This window comes from Hungatella sp. (assembly GCF_046966825.1).
In genome coordinates this window covers 1-15,015 of sequence record NZ_JBKVCZ010000155.1, presented here as the reverse complement: position 1 = coordinate 15,015, position 15,015 = coordinate 1, and the positions used below count along the sequence as shown (strand labels likewise).

At 48.1% G+C, this 15,015-nt stretch carries 14 protein-coding genes; 12 read left to right on the top strand and 2 right to left on the bottom strand.

What is annotated here, in order from left to right:
* Nucleotides 1–61: 61 nt before the first annotated feature.
* Nucleotides 62–1,441: an MATE family efflux transporter gene (locus ACLTD4_RS29080; protein ID WP_117622428.1), complete on the bottom strand. Its 1,380-nt coding sequence runs from the start codon at nt 1,439–1,441 to the stop codon at nt 62–64.
* 188 nt (nt 1,442–1,629) lie between these two features.
* On the opposite strand from ACLTD4_RS29080, the gene ACLTD4_RS29075 reads away from it, so the two are divergent.
* Nucleotides 1,630–2,472: a MerR family transcriptional regulator gene (locus tag ACLTD4_RS29075; RefSeq protein ID WP_117622429.1), complete on the top strand. Its 843-nt coding sequence runs from the start codon at nt 1,630–1,632 to the stop codon at nt 2,470–2,472.
* A 78-nt stretch (nt 2,473–2,550) separates the two neighbouring features.
* On the opposite strand, the gene ACLTD4_RS29070 is transcribed toward ACLTD4_RS29075, so the two are convergent.
* Nucleotides 2,551–3,546 carry a LacI family DNA-binding transcriptional regulator gene (locus ACLTD4_RS29070; RefSeq protein WP_055653608.1) on the bottom strand — a complete coding sequence of 332 codons (996 nt, stop codon included), beginning with the start codon at nt 3,544–3,546 and terminating at the stop codon, nt 2,551–2,553.
* Between the two features lie 410 nt (nt 3,547–3,956).
* Here ACLTD4_RS29070 and ACLTD4_RS29065 point away from each other — a divergent pair, with 410 nt between their 5' ends.
* From ACLTD4_RS29065 to ACLTD4_RS29015, 11 genes are all read left to right on the top strand, one after another.
* The gene (locus ACLTD4_RS29065; protein ID WP_117622451.1) at nt 3,957–4,697 is read left to right on the top strand and encodes a hypothetical protein; all 741 of its coding nucleotides are present in this window, start codon (nt 3,957–3,959) and stop codon (nt 4,695–4,697) included.
* Between the two features lie 27 nt (nt 4,698–4,724).
* Nucleotides 4,725–5,504 carry a cupin domain-containing protein gene (locus tag ACLTD4_RS29060; protein ID WP_055653610.1) on the top strand — a complete coding sequence of 260 codons (780 nt, stop codon included), beginning with the start codon at nt 4,725–4,727 and terminating at the stop codon, nt 5,502–5,504.
* 17 nt (nt 5,505–5,521) lie between these two features.
* Nucleotides 5,522–6,253, top strand: coding sequence for an amino acid ABC transporter ATP-binding protein (locus ACLTD4_RS29055; RefSeq protein ID WP_270467471.1), 732 nt, complete (start codon nt 5,522–5,524; stop codon nt 6,251–6,253).
* A gap of 21 nt (nt 6,254–6,274) precedes the next feature.
* Nucleotides 6,275–7,120, top strand: a complete 846-nt coding sequence (locus ACLTD4_RS29050) for a transporter substrate-binding domain-containing protein (RefSeq protein WP_055653612.1) — start codon at nt 6,275–6,277, stop codon at nt 7,118–7,120.
* An 11-nt stretch (nt 7,121–7,131) separates the two neighbouring features.
* Nucleotides 7,132–7,809, top strand: coding sequence for an amino acid ABC transporter permease (locus ACLTD4_RS29045; RefSeq protein WP_055653615.1), 678 nt, complete (start codon nt 7,132–7,134; stop codon nt 7,807–7,809).
* Nucleotides 7,810–7,903: 94 nt separating this feature from the next.
* On the top strand, nt 7,904–8,719 hold the full coding sequence (locus ACLTD4_RS29040) for a sugar phosphate isomerase/epimerase family protein (protein WP_055653616.1): 816 nt from the start codon (nt 7,904–7,906) through the stop codon (nt 8,717–8,719).
* A gap of 1 nt (nt 8,720) precedes the next feature.
* Complete coding sequence (locus tag ACLTD4_RS29035; RefSeq protein WP_055653618.1) at nt 8,721–9,596, top strand: sugar phosphate isomerase/epimerase family protein; 876 nt, start codon at nt 8,721–8,723, stop codon at nt 9,594–9,596.
* 38 nt (nt 9,597–9,634) lie between these two features.
* The gene (locus tag ACLTD4_RS29030; RefSeq protein WP_081034169.1) at nt 9,635–10,993 is read left to right on the top strand and encodes an MATE family efflux transporter; all 1,359 of its coding nucleotides are present in this window, start codon (nt 9,635–9,637) and stop codon (nt 10,991–10,993) included.
* Between the two features lie 336 nt (nt 10,994–11,329).
* Nucleotides 11,330–12,205 (top strand): carbohydrate ABC transporter permease, encoded by an 876-nt coding sequence (locus ACLTD4_RS29025; RefSeq protein WP_117622430.1) that lies wholly within the window; start codon nt 11,330–11,332, stop codon nt 12,203–12,205.
* The gene (locus ACLTD4_RS29020) at nt 12,195–13,028 is read left to right on the top strand and encodes a carbohydrate ABC transporter permease (protein WP_055653625.1); all 834 of its coding nucleotides are present in this window, start codon (nt 12,195–12,197) and stop codon (nt 13,026–13,028) included. The genes ACLTD4_RS29025 and ACLTD4_RS29020 overlap by 11 nt, the downstream gene beginning before the upstream one ends.
* A gap of 14 nt (nt 13,029–13,042) precedes the next feature.
* Nucleotides 13,043–15,015: hypothetical protein (locus ACLTD4_RS29015; RefSeq protein WP_412331773.1), on the top strand; the 1,973-nt coding region annotated here is incomplete at its 3' end.

Genomic DNA, 15,015 nt, shown 5'->3' with positions numbered 1-15,015 from the left:
CAAAATGGTTCCGGGTGCATCGCACCAGGAACCATTTTGTCTACAGTCTGAGTGCTGCCCCTTATCGGACAGCACTTTTTGCCGTTCTGAACACTTCGAACCGTTCTTTTTGATTCCAGAAGGCGTCCTTCCGGCAGTAAATCAGCAGTAGCAGCCCTGTAACGGCAAGGCAAGCGGTTTCCGATACCAGAGGAGACCACCAGATGCCTGCTCCTCCAAAGATTCCCGTCATGACGATCAGGCAGCCTGCCATCAGGACAAGGCCGCGGCCGGCAGAGATGACGAGAGCCTCGGCGGCCCGCTCGACAGAGGTAAAGTAGCCGCTGACCGCGATGTTGAAGCCAACCAGCAGGAAGGAGGCTGCGAAGATGCGGAACGCAGTCACGGAGCTGTCGCGCAGAGCCTGTAGTTCTGGTCCGATGAAAATATCCACGATACCGCGTGCCAGGATGAAACAGACGGCAAACGATACGGTACACACCACGCCGGCAGCCACAAGACTGTAGCGGAACAGCGATTTGCATTTATCCAGACTCTTCTGTCCGTAGTAATAACTGATCAATGGCTGTGCTCCCTGTGCGATACCGGTAGCGGACAGTACAACAATGTTATTGACATAGGAGATGATGGTGTAGCTGACCAGGTCATCCTGAGTCAAATACATCAGGATGACCTGATTGAATAGAAAGGTCACCATACCGGATGACATCTCCGTAACACCGGAAGAAAAGCCATTGCGCACCTGCCGGACTAGGATACCGAAATCCGGCTTAAAGCGTTTGAAGCTCAATACGCCTTTCCCACTCAGAAAATGGTGCAGGTACAGAATAATCACCGTGGCCTGGGAGAGGCTGGTTGCAAAGGCAGCACCCTGAATTCCTTTGTGAAGCACCATGACGAAAAACCAGTCCAGAATGCAGTTTTCCACAGCGCCCAAAATAACGATCAAAGTTGCTTTTTTCGGGTAACCATCGGTCTTCAATAAAATTTCGAAGGAGTAGGAGAGCAGGTAAACGCAGGAAAACGGTGCAATCCAGGTTATATATTGGATCACGTAATCGGCAGTCTGCTGGTTCGGCGCACCTAAAAAACGGGCAAAGGACTCCCGGTTCAACATGACCAGAAGTGCAATCACCAGCGAAAAGATTACCTGCAGAACAATATTCTGCGTAAATACCTCGCAGGCCCGCTGATGGTGGTTCTCCCCCAGCAGTATCGAGACAATGGTGGAAGCTCCCACTGCAAACAGAAGGGAGATCGCAAAGAGAAACGCAACAAACGGGTAGGATAGATTTACCGCGGTAAGTGCGATTTCGTTGACCCCTTTTGCCACGAACATGCCGTCTACCATGGAGTAGAGTGAATAGACCCACTGTGCCAGAATGGATGGAATGATGTAGCGGATAAAGCTGCTTTTTAAAGATTTGCCGTCCAGATTCATACTATAACCTCACTTTTTTACTTGAAAATATTGCCATAAATTTTGTGCTTTCAGTATAAACCCTGGTATTGTCCCAGAGTCAAGCCTTAAAGAAGGGCCTTGATAATATTTTGTAAAAACCGAAATTCTGTGATAAAGTAAGAACAGAAATGCCAAATGTACAAAATGCAGATAGGGGGATTGTTTGTATGGAACCGGACAAGGGGAACTATCGAATGACAAAGGAGAGGTATTATACTATAGGGGAAATCGCCAAAATGTATCATCTGGGAGTGGATACGCTTCGTTACTACGAGGAGAAAGGGATCCTGGAGCCGATTCGCGGCCAGAACGGATACCGGTATTATGACAGTCAGAGTATCTGGAGAATGAATGTAATAACGAATCTGAGGAATCTCGGTTTCTCGGTGACCCGAATCAGGGATTACTTTCAAAATCATACGGTGGAGACGACTCAGGAGCTGCTTTGTGAAGAGCTGGGGGTGATTGCCGAAAAAATAAATGAATGGACGAATCTGCAAAAAATGGTACAGGAGCAGGTGAGAACCATCAGGCAGGCCCAGGCACTTGAGATTGGAAAAGTGAGGTCTCTGGAATTAGAACCCAGAAAAGCCTTTGAGATCCGTAAGGATTACAGTACAGACGAAGATATGGATCTTTTGATGATGCAGCTTCTGGCGCAGAATCACAGAAAAATTTATATGATTGGAAATAACCGGATGGCTTCCGTGATGTCTGAAGATGATGATCATGGCAGTAATGGCGATAATGCGCTTTTTAAGAGCGCGGTCATGTTTGATGAGGAGGGAGACATTGACATACCCGGCGGGACCTATTTATCGGTCTGTTACCATGGGGTGACAGACAGCCTCCGTCAGGCCAATATCATAAGGGCATACGCCGCCGAACATCGGATTGTCCTGAAACCGCCGTTTATGGATCTGATGTGGATCGATGTCCATATATCCGCGGATCCGGCTGAATATATTTCGGAGGTGCAGGTCCGGGCTGAATGGATGCAGGAGAAATAGAATAAACTGGAGGGAAAGTATAAGAGAATGCAGCAGACGTGTTAAGATATCATGACATGTCTGCTGCATTCTCTTTTTCTAAGCCTGCAGCTTGAAGGTCTCTCCCTCAATCAGTTTTGGAGATACAATGATATGGTGAGCGGCGTCCTTGCCGTCCAGAAGACTCATAAGCGTATTGATTGCATTTGTGCATAGGAATTCTCTCTGGTTGTCGACCGTTGTCAGGCGCGGAGTGCAGGCAAAGGCAAAGTCAGAGTTGTTGAAACCGACTACCGGGATGCCTAAACCGGCGGCATTCAGAGCCTGAAGGGCGCCGACAGCCAGGAGATCATCTGCGGAAAGTATGGCGTCAATTCGCCGTCCGTTCCGGATGAGCCGTTCAATTTTTTGCTGTGCATCCAGGATCTCATTGCTGTAAATCGGAATTGTAATGCATTTGGAAGTTGCTTTCAGGTTGCATTTGTTTACGCCTTCCAGAAATCCATTCCTCTTTTCGACAGCACAGAAGGTGGTATTGTCCTCCAGATAGTAGATATGGCGGCAATTCCGCTTATACAGCTCTTCGACCAGATTGCAGATAGCGCTTCGTTCATCACAGCGGATGCTGTAGACGGTTGGAACATCTACAAAGCCATTTAAGATAATAAGCGGAACCTGCTCTGAAACTTCTCTGTAGACCTCCAGATCATTGGCATCTCCGTAAGATGAACCGATTTCGATGATCGCATCCACCTGCTTTGCCATTAAAAATTCAAAATGCTCCCGCTGATAAGGGCGGTATTCTCCTGAGCAGCACAGAAAAGAGCTGAAGCCGTGTTCGCGCAGCTGTTTTTCCAGCAGAGAGAGAATTTTTGCGTGGTTGATATCGTCCAGTTCGGAACACAGAATACCAATACTTTTGGTCGATTTGGCATTCAAACCACGAGCAAAAATGTTTGGGGTATAACCATGGTCTGCCATAACAGACAAAACCAGTTCACGCTTTTCCGGCCGTACATTCGGCTGGTTGTTAATTACTCTGGAGACCGTTGCAACAGATACTCCGGATAGTTTTGCAATGTCTTTAATATTCATAGAAGATATAATTCCTCACATTTATTTCCGCAGGCAGCGAGCCCGGCTGATATACCCGCATGGTTTGCCTGTGACTCTGGCAGGCATTTCATTACGAAATATAGAAACATCCATATTATAACATGCAAAATGCAAAAAATCCAGTAAGATTATTGATAACTAGTTACATTCGGCTGCTGCCATGATTGACTAAAAATCAATTTTGAATAAAATATTAATGGTAAAAATGCATATTAAAACACGATGAAAAATTTAAAATAACAATAAAATATACAAAACATATTGACAAAAAGAAAAATAGGTTATAGAATACAATCATAACAAATGAAACTAGTTACATAAAACTAAAAATGAAAAGTAAAAAAGGAGAAGAGAAAGGTCTCGGAAACCTGGAGAAAGGAAGGGGAATTGTGGCAATCGATATTACAAAAAGAGAAGACATTGCACTGGAATTTCATGATGGATACGCCAGAACGGAGGTGTTGAAAGGCGTTTATCCGCTGGTAAAAACGTACAAATGTCTGCTGAAGGCGGGGCATACGGCAGAACCGGAAAGATATTCGGATAAAATACAGGTGTTCAGCTTTACGAGTGGTACTGGTTACATATGCGGAGAGAAAAAAGCTTATAACATTGAAGAACTTAGTTTTTACATTCCTGATTTTGATCATGAGAAGTTTTCAATTTATGCAGCAGAAGACATGGAGATTGTACTGTGGGTTATCGATATGCTGGAATCGGATCGGGCGGCATACGAGGATACGCACATGGTTCTTCCGAGCTTTAAACGCTTTTCAGAATGCGAGCCTTATGACCAGAGCTGTAAGGGACCGCATACCCAGAGCTGGACGGTCATCGCTGACGGCAATCTTGCCAGAGTGCTTATGGGGGTTGTAAAAGCGGAAGGCGAGGGGACGAAAGAGAGAGGCCACGCAGAGGTGGCGCAGTGGAATTACTGCCTGCCGGGGTCTGATTTCCATTTTACAGTTGAAGAGGAAACGGTAAATCATTATGAGGGGGATTTCAGTTATGTGACGGCCGGTCTGGATCATTCTCTGATCGCAGATCCTGGAAAGACTGTTTTTTATATCTGGTTTGAGCACTGGGTGGAAGAAAAGAAGATCAACCCACAGAGCTATGAGGCAAAATAATATATATATTGAAAGGAGAAGAAAGCAATGGCAAAGGTATTGATTTCCAGGGGTAAAGATTACAATCCGACAGACTATGTGAACGGGCTGGCAAAAGAGGAGGTTCTTCCAGGAATATGCGATGAGATTGCTATGTATCGTTGTACTTTGAAGGCAGGGACCGCATTGAAGCCCGCAGTATATGCGTTTGAAGAAAAAATGCAGATTTTTCTGTTTATAGCAGGAAATGGTTACATAACTACGGACGCAGAGGCCTATCGTATTGATGACCGGGCTGTATTTGTACCGAATTTCAACAAGGATGAAGTGCTTATAAAAGCCGGAACAAAAGATCTGACCTACATTCACATCGTGGGTGAAATGACCAGATGGGATCAGGAGAGAATGAAGATTGATCATATTGTCCTGCCACGCTTCCGTCTGCTGAAAGATTCCTGGGAATATACGGAAGGCTTTACCGGGGACGCCGGTTCCAATATTAAAAGCCATATGGTTCTGGAACATGAATATCTTGGACGCTATAGCATGGGCTGGAACTGTGGAAAAGGACCTACGTTTATCGGTACCCATGTTCACGAAGACCTTCTGCAGTGGTACTTAAATATGCCGGGGTCCAGTTTCACTTATCATGCCGCGGATGAGACCGTGAATGTTGAAAGCGGTGATATCACGTTTACCGAAATCGGTTCTCCTCATGGAAGTGAAGCGCCTGAGGGGCAGTGCATTGACTATGTGTGGTTTGAACTGGCAATCAACGGTTATATCCATGATGACGATATTCTTAAAGAACATAAAGAGAATGAATAGGGTGGTGAGGGGATCATATGGCAGCGTTGCTGGAAGTGGAAGGCCTGACAAAAAGTTTTGGAGAGAATCAAGTACTGAGAGGCGTTAATACGAAGGTTGAGAAGGGCGAGGTGGTTTGCGTAATTGGACCGAGCGGATCGGGAAAAAGTACATTTCTTCGCTGTATTAATAAGTTGGAGGCAGCCACTGGGGGACATATCTACTTTGAAGGTGTGGATATGATCGGCAAAGGGCCTTTAGTGGACCAGAAAATTCAGAAACTTGGGATGGTGTTCCAGCAGTTTAACCTGTTTCCTCACCGAACCGTACTGGAAAATATCATGATGGCTCCGATCAAGGTTCAAAAGAAGCAAAAGGACGAAGCTGAGAGACGGGCGAAGGACCTGCTGAAAATTGTGGGGCTGGAGGATAAAGCGGATGCGTATCCGGGCAGGCTTTCGGGCGGACAGCAGCAGCGTATTGCGATCGCCAGAGCGCTTGCGATGAAACCGGATCTGATGCTGTTCGATGAGCCGACCAGCGCACTGGATCCGGAGATGGTGGGAGAAGTATTAGATGTTATGAAGACATTGGCCCAGGACGGGACAACCATGATCGTTGTTACGCATGAAATGGGATTTGCCAGAGAAGTAGCGGACCGGGTGGTGTTTATTGATGAAGGCGTGATCACGGAAGAAGGGGCACCGGGAGAGTTTTTTGCCAATCCCAGGAATGAAAGATTACAGCGTTTTTTAAAGAAGGTTTTATAGTATACAAATGGGGGATTTACTATGAAGAGAACAATAGCTGTATTATTGGCAGTAATAAGTGCAGTGTCGCTGGCTGCATGCGGTTCGAAAACGCAGGCGAACAGTGCGGAAAACGGGGGCGCGGATAATTCGCTGCAGACTGTCCTGGACAGAGGGACTCTGCGCGCAGGCGCGGAGGGAAACTGGAATCCGTTTATTTATAACGACCTGGCTACGGGTGACCTTGTTGGGTATGAGGTTGAAATCGTAGAAGAAATTGCGAAGAGGATGGGCGTTAAGGTAGAGTGGAGTATTGCCAACCAATGGGACGGCGTGATTGCAGGACTGCAGGCAAACCGGTATGATGTTGTATTCTGCGGCTGTACTCTTGCCAATCTGGAGTCCGCGCCTGACTGTGTGGGAACGATTCCTTACCGCGAGGATCCAATCGTATTAGTGGTTGCAGATGACAACAGTGAGATCAAATCCTGGGATGATTTAACTGGAAAGCTGAGCGCCAATGCACTGACCGGAGATTACGGCGCTATCGCCAAGCAGTATGGTGCAGAATTAACCAATGCATCACTGGAGCAGGCTATGGAGCTGATTGTTCAGCATCGTGTCGATTGTTCTGTGAACTCGCAGATTGCCATCAATACCTATATGGCAGAAAAACCGGATACTCCGGTAAAGGTTGCTGCGAAGTATGAATATCCTACGCCTGAGGAGGCCTATAGCTATGGCATGATTCTGAAGAATAAGGTTACACTGACCGAGAAGATCAACGAAATTTTACAGGAAATGTTGGATGATGGCTATTGCCGCGATTTGGCGGTTAAGTATTTCGGCCAGGATGTCGCAGATAATATTTCCCTGTATCAAAAGTAGGGGGGACTGGTATGGAACGAATTATACAGCTTTTGATAAGTTCTTTTTGGCCGCTGATGAAAGCTGGCCTGAAGATGACAGTGCCGCTGACGCTGGTTTCGTTTGCTTTAGGTATGATTCTCGCTTTTGTCACCGCCATGTGCAGAATTTCAAAGAACAAGCTGTTGTCGAAGACGGCACAGTTCTATGTCTGGGTCATACGCGGAACTCCTATGATTGTGCAGCTGTTCGTAATTTTCTATGGTCTGCCCAAAGTTGGAATCATGTTTTCGCCTATTGTATCTGCCATTATCGGTCTGACGATCAGTGAAGGCGCCTATGATTCGGAGATTATCCGCGCCGCTTTAACCTCGATTCCCAAAGGGCAGTGGGAAGCCTGTCATGCACTGGGGATGTCAAAGTTTCAGACACTGTCGAATGTCATTATCCCACAGGCGGCCCTTATTGCAGTGCCTTCTCTGGGAAATATGTTCATCAGCCTGGTAAAGGATACTTCTCTGACTGCCATTCTGACGGTTCGCGAAGTGTTCCAGATTGGCCAGCAGATTGTTGCGGTTACCTTTGAACCGCTGTGGATCTATCTGGAGGTAGGCGTTATTTACTTGATTTACAGTACCGTTCTAAGCCAGCTTCAGGGTGTGCTTGAGAGAAAACTTGGCAAACACATGCTGGTGAAAGACGAGAAGTAATGAATACAGAGAATCAGACGTAAGGGAACAGGGGCCGCTGCAGCATACTCAGCAGCCCCTGTTTTAAAGGGAAAAGGTTTTTAAGGAGGAGAAGTTGGAAAAGATCTGTTTGGAAGGCTGCAACCGGCATTATACGAGGCTTGATTTCCGGGAGTTCTGCCGGGATCAGGTCTTTCTGGGGAAAAAACGTGTAGAAATATGGGGAGCGGTGCCTCAGCTCTTTATCGATCACCATGGATATCAGGATGCGGAAAAGATGAAATGGATACTGGATGAATACGACCTAGTCTGCAGTACATTTACACCCAAAATGTATCGCTACAATCTGGGAAGCGGTGACTCGCAGGTGAGGGCGTGGTCGCTTTCCTATTATGAAGAATGCATAAAGGCTGCCGCAGTTCTTGGCGCGGGCAGAATGCTGATCTATGTCCCTGCTGTGATCAGGGATGGAGACTGGGAACAGGCCGAAGAGATATTTACTGAAAATATGGAGAACCTGGCGGAATATGCGGCGGATTATCACATTTCGCTCGTGGTAGGTGGGAGCAATGTGTTTGCCGCAGATCTGCCTGAATATAGAAGGCTGATGGAGAAAATAAAGAATCCTTCCGTAAAGTGTTTTTTTGAAACGGAAATTCTGTTATTCAGCAAATATACGTTGCGGGAATGGCTTGGTGAACTGAAGGACACACTGGTACATATTCATTTCGCAGATGCCAGTGAAATGGGAAGCTGCAAAATAGGAGATGGCTGTCTGCCGATGAGACAATATCTGGGTGATATCATGAAAAACGGTTATCTGGGCGGCTTGAGCCCGTTTTTTACGGAGTTCTCCTGCGAGAAGAACCCTGTTTTAATCAGTTCGGAGCATGAACGGGTTTTAAGAGAACTTTTAGAGGAGGAGCATTAAGATGCTGAAACGGGAGCAGATTGCAGGGATGAATCAAATGTACCGATTTTATTCCTTTGATTACTTTTTAAGCTGTATGGAAGCGACGGGGATAAGAAGCCTGGAGCTCTGGCTGGGATCTCCTCATTTCTGGATTGATACAATGGGGTATTTCCAGTGCCTGGAAAAGAAGAAGCAGATCTGCGGTCATCGGCTTAAAGTTGTGAGCGCCTGTGTCCCGAGCATGGCATACCAGTATCAGTATGGACACAGGAACAAGGAATACCGGGATAAATCGTTTCTGTTTTTTTCGAATGGAATAAAAGCGGCAGCAGCTATGGGAGCAAGAATTGCCGTCGTAAACTCCGGCTGCTGTGAGGTTGATACCCCTTTTGAGGAGGCAGTGAAAGGGCCGGCGGAACTTTTGCACCGGCTGGGACGGGTGGCCGGGCAAGAGGGGGTTACCATGGCGATTGAATCCCTGACTGCCGATGAGACGAATATTGCAGACAGTCTTGTGCATACCAGGGAGCTCATCCGACAGGCCGATACGCCAAATCTGAAAGCGATGGCTGATACGGTCGCGGTTTATGCTGCGGGAGAAACCCTGGAGGAATGGTTTCAGGCTTTTGGAAAAGATCTGATTCATATGCATTTTATTGATGGATTTATGAAAAAGCGTACCTATGATCATCTTATTTGGGGAGACGGGGACTTTCCGCTTGCGGAAATGGTTCAATGTATGGAGAAATACGGATATGCAGGATACCTGACCCAGGAGCTGGAGTATGAAGCTTATTACGGAGATCCTGCGGAGGCGGAGCGTAAAAACTGGAAAGCGCTTTCTGAAACTGTGCTGTGTAAGGAATCGGGAGATATACGCTCCAGGACTGGCTGAAACAGAGATTGCGTTTGGTGAAAGGCGGTGAGTGGTCTGTGCGTGCTCGCGGTAAAGTGATTGATATGACGACGGGATCGTCAGTAGGCTGTATTATGTACTTTGCGTTGCCGATAATCCTGGGAAATCTGTTCCAACAGTTATATTCTCTGACGGATGCGGTTATTGTCGGGCGGTTTGTTAATCTGAATGCGCTGGCGGCGATCGGAGGCACCGGCTGGGTGCGCTGGGCGATATTGGGCGTCTGCATGGACTGCACGATGGGGTTCGGCATTGTGGCATCCCGAAGGATTGGCGCGGGAGACCGGACCGGATTCAAAGAAGTGGTGGCAGCCGGTATTGAATTTGTTCTGGCAGCAGGACTTTCCCTGACACTGCTGTCGTGTCTTTCTCTTGACTTTGTGCTGCGCCTCCTGCATATTCCGGAAAATATCTATGAAGATGCGAGACTTTATCTCTGGTATGCATCAGTCTCGATTCCGATTGGGCTGATCTATAATATGGCCTGTGCGTTTTTGAGGGCGGCGGGAAACAGTAAGGGACCGTTTGCTGCTGTCGTGCTCTCGGCAATACTCAATGTTGCCCTTGATTTGTATTTCATCTTGGATCTGAACTGGGGAGTCTGCGGTGCCGCCCGGGCGACTCTGATTTCGCAGACGGCTGCGGCTGTTCTGGTGTTGTTTCTGACGGTAAGGCAAGAACCGTTTCGTACTACGAGAAACAGTTGGAAGTGGAACCCGCGCATACTCAGAGAGACTTCCGCACTTTGGATTCCCATGCTTTTTAACAGTATTGCGATCTCGGCGGGAGGGGTAATTGTGCAGCGCTATATTAATTCCTGCGGCGCCATTGTGGCGGCGGGAATCGATGCGGGGGAAAAAATTTACTGCTTGCTGGAAACGGTAGAGAAAGCGGTTTGCTCAGCCATCAGTGTTTTTGTAGGACAAAATCTGGGGGCCATGAAAATGGTCAGAATCCGTAAAGGGATGAAAAGCATGACTGTGTTTGCGTTCCTCTTTGCGGCGTGGCTGGCCCTTGTTTTGCTTGTGTTCGGAGATTCCCTGATCGGGCTGTTCCTGAATAAAAATCAGGATCCTGCTGATTTAAAAGAAGCCTATCGCGCGGCCAGAGTGTATTTGAATGTACAGTGCGTTTCTATTTTTTTCATGGTGCCCATGCATTTCTACAGAGGAGCCGTCCAGGCGCTTGGGCATGCGGTATATCCTATGATAGCTGCGTTTCTGCAAATTGCCGCAAGGTGGCTGACGGTAGCGCTGCTTGTTCCGGTGCTGGGGCTGGTTGGTATGTGTCTGCCCGACGGAGTCGCGGCACTTGCCAGCCTGCCGGTCGTTGTCATACCGTATTTTGTATTCATGAGGAGGCTGGAACGGGAATGAAGAATGGAGAATGCTGAGTTGAAAATGCTGGGGGAGGGTTTTAATTGAAAAAGTGACAGGTGATTGCGAAAAATCACCTGTCACTTTTTTCGTTATAGAAAAGCCTGCTCTGTGAAACGAAAAAACGCTGTGAGTTCTGCACACCCGTAAAAAATGTAGCTGCTGAAACATCCCGGAGCCGGTACTGGAGTTTAAGTGAGCCTGACGCTCTGTTCGTGCAAATGTTAAAAAAATAACGTTCTTGGTGACAATATCTTGTTATATTTGCATAAGAAAACAAGATTTTTACAAAAAAAATAGTGTTATAATAATAAAAAATAAAAGGAGGACCTGGAAATGAAGAGCTTTGAGCAGAAAATATTCCCGTATCTTTTACTGGCTCCGACCATGATTATCTTCGGCCTGTTTCTGTTTTTTCCGGCGCTGAACGGCCTGTGGATATCGCTGACGAAATGGGATGGCGTGAATCCCCAGGTATTTGTGGGAGTAAAAAACTATGTGACGCTTTTTGGAGATAAGAGCTTCTGGAACTCGTTTGTGAGGACGCTTATATTTACTCTGGTATCCGTCCCCTCGGTCTATGTGGCGGCCCTCGGACTGGCGGTTCTGCTGACTGGAGGGATTCGCGGAAGCAATTTCTTCCGGGCGGTGTTCTACTGGCCGACCATGATTTCCACGATCATCGTCGGACTTACCTGGCGTTTTTTGCTGGGAGAAGATTTCGGCCTGGTCAACTACCTGCTGACTGCCATGGACCGGACGCCGGTTAAATGGCTGACTGATCCGAACAATGCCATGGGAGTCGTGATCTTTGTCACGGTCTGGAGCATGGCAGGCTACTACATGGTCATGTTCGTGTCGGGAATCAAGGCGATCTCTGAGACATACTACGAGGCGGCCCGAATCGACGGTGCAGGCGCGTGGCAGCAGTTTCGGTTCATCACGCTTCCTCTGCTGAAACCTACCAGCCTTCTGGTGCTGGTTTTATCCACGGTATCGATCATCAAGACGTATCCCCTCGTATATTCCCTGACCCAGGGCGGTCCGGCCGGGGCTACGAAATTCATGGTGCAGATGATCCAAGAGACGGGCTTCGAAAAGAATAAGATGGGCTATGCCAGTGCGATGACCATGGCGCTGTTTCTTATCCTGGCACTGTTTACGATTATTCAGTTCAAACTGAATCAGGGAGGTGAGCAGGATGCAGACTAAAACAAAGAAAATTTGTACAGAGGGGCTCAAATGGATTCTTCTTCTGGTTTTGACCTTTTTGTTTCTGATGCCGGTAGTCTGGGTGATCTGCTCTTCCTTTAAGAGCGTCGGCGAGCTGTTTTCCTGGCCGCCCAGCCTGCTGGGGAAGAATCCGTCTCTGGATAACTACACAAAGGCCATGGCGGAAGGCCACTTTGGCATATACTTTTTCAACACGGTATTTGTCAGCCTTGTGGCCACATTTCTGACTATAGTGGTAAATGTGATGAGCGGCTATGCATTTGCCAAGTACCATTTCAAGGGGGACAAAATCCTGTTTGGAATCGTCCTTGCGACGCTGATGGTACCGCTGGAAGTCATTATGATCCCCATTTTCAAGGTGATTGTGGCGACTCATCTATACAATAATTTGTGGGGGCTTATCATTCCGGCGGTCGCATCCCCGACGGCGGTGTTCCTGGTGCGCCAGTACTATGTGGGGATTCCCGACGCCTATATGGAGGCGGCCCGAATCGACGGCGCGTCGGAGTTTAATATTCTCTTAAAGATCATGCTTCCCATGGCAAAGCCGGTCATATCGGTTCTCTGTATTTTCTCCTTCATGTGGAGATGGAACGACTATCTGTGGCCGAAGCTGGTAATTAACGGAAAGGAACGCTATACCATCCAACTGGCCCTGGCCAACTATTCGGGTGAGTATTCTGTGGACTGGAACAGCCTTCTGGCCATGTCCGTGATCTCGATGATACCGGTGATTATTGTATTTGTAACGCTTCAGAAATATATTATCGGCGGCATGACTGCCGGAGGAGTAAAGGAATAAGAGGAGGGTCTGCTATGAAGTACTTGGAATATCCGCTGTTTGCGGAAGGTTATGTCAACCGATTTCTGACCGCCGGTGTCTTCACGGAGGTTCAGCAGTTTGACAAGGTGAAGCTGCACGGCCGGGTGAATGAGTGGCTGAAAAAGGGATTTGCAATCCATGAAAATCCGTGCAGAAAAGAGTTTGTCAGGAAGAGGCAGGAGAATATGCCGGATTATCTGGAGCTTGACGGGGCCGCGGACGGGAAAAATGTGGAGGTCTTCGGGCAGACGCGCCCGCTCATTCCGTACTTTCCGTTTGGCAACACGGGCGTGGATGGATCTGGATTCTATTACTGTCCGACCTGGCTGCGCATGTACAGTTATGTACTGCTGGAGGCGGAGACGGACTGTGATGTGGAGTTTGAGCTGGAAACCTGCGGCGGTGTTACAATCTGGGTGGATGGGGCGTTTGTCACGGACTTTACCCCATTTACAAGGAACATGGTGAAGAAGACGACGGTCGTTTTGCCGCTTAAGGCGGGAAAAAACCGGCTTCTGGTCTGCCTCGATGATCTGGCGGAGCGGGACACGGACTACTATTTCCGCTTAAAACGCCTGGGAGACGCGTCGCTTACCATGCTGGTGCCGGTGAGGGATGAAGTGGATGCAGACGTGATTGGGCGGATGGAAAATATGCTGGATCAGATGTATTTTGATAAGGAAGCGTATATCAGTGAGACGGTGAAGCTAAATATATCGAATCCATTTTCCTGTCCTCTGCCTGTCACGGTTGAAGTTGCCCCAGGTGAATTTATCGAGAAAATGGAGGGGCAGGAAAGTCTGGTACGCACCTTCCGCTATGAACTGGAGCAGGAACAGAAGGTTCTGGAGCTTTTCGAGTCGGATGAGATCCCGCCGGGATACTGTTACTTTACGGCATGTGCAAACCATCAGGGGATTTCTCTGAAGCGTAAGATTGGAAATCAGCTGGTCCGAAAAGAATTCTTAGAGTATCACGAGGCGGATCTGGAGGAGAGAAAGCGCCATATCCTGGAGGTGATCACAGAGTATGCGCCGGAAAATACATACAAGGCGGCTGCGCTCTTAAAGCTGGGCCGCGAGATGGAACGTGCGGAGCGGATCCTTCTCACGGAACTTCCAGGCGTATGGGCGAGAAAGGACTGTTCGGACTTCCATTTTATTATTATGCTGTATATTTACCATACATTTTATGAACGTCTGTCGCCGAAGATGCGGGAGGAGCTGGAGCTTGCCATGTGCGGCTTCCGGTACTGGATCGATGAGCCGGGAGATGACGTGATGTGGTTTTTCAGTGAGAATCACGCGCTTTTATTCCATTGCTGCCAGTATCTGGCGGGAAGCTGGCTTCCGCACAGAACCTTCACAGGCAGCGGGAAAACCGGGCGGGAGGTGAGCGCCAGAGGCGAGGAGCTGCTTCGTGAGTGGTTTGAGGGCTTCTTCGAAGAATTTATTACCGAATGGAACTCCAACGCCTATATTCCGGTAGACGTGCTGGGCCTGGGCACACTCTATAATTTGACGGAGCCCGGAAGCGAATTCCATCAGAAGGCTAAACGGGCTCTGGATATGATTTTCTACTCACTCCGGGTGAATGCCCACAAGGGAGCCGTGATGACCAGCTTCGGCCGCTCCTACGAAAAGGAATTGAAGGGGAATTACAATGCCGGCACGACGTCTCTCCTCTATCTCGCCTATGGAGACGGGTATTTGAACCGGGCGTGCAATGGCTGTATTCCGCTGGCTCTCGGAGACTACGCGGCGCCGGAGGTGTTTAAGCCTTACGGAGCGTTAAAGGAGAATCAGGAACTGATATTTAGGAATACTCAAGGGTTTGAGAAGCATGTGAATCTCTATCTGTATAAGAATGCTTATGCCCTGCTCTCGACTGCGGTGGGATTCAAACCATTTCAGAAGGGGTATCAGGAGCATATTGTACAGGCGGTGATTGATGAACTGGCCCAAGT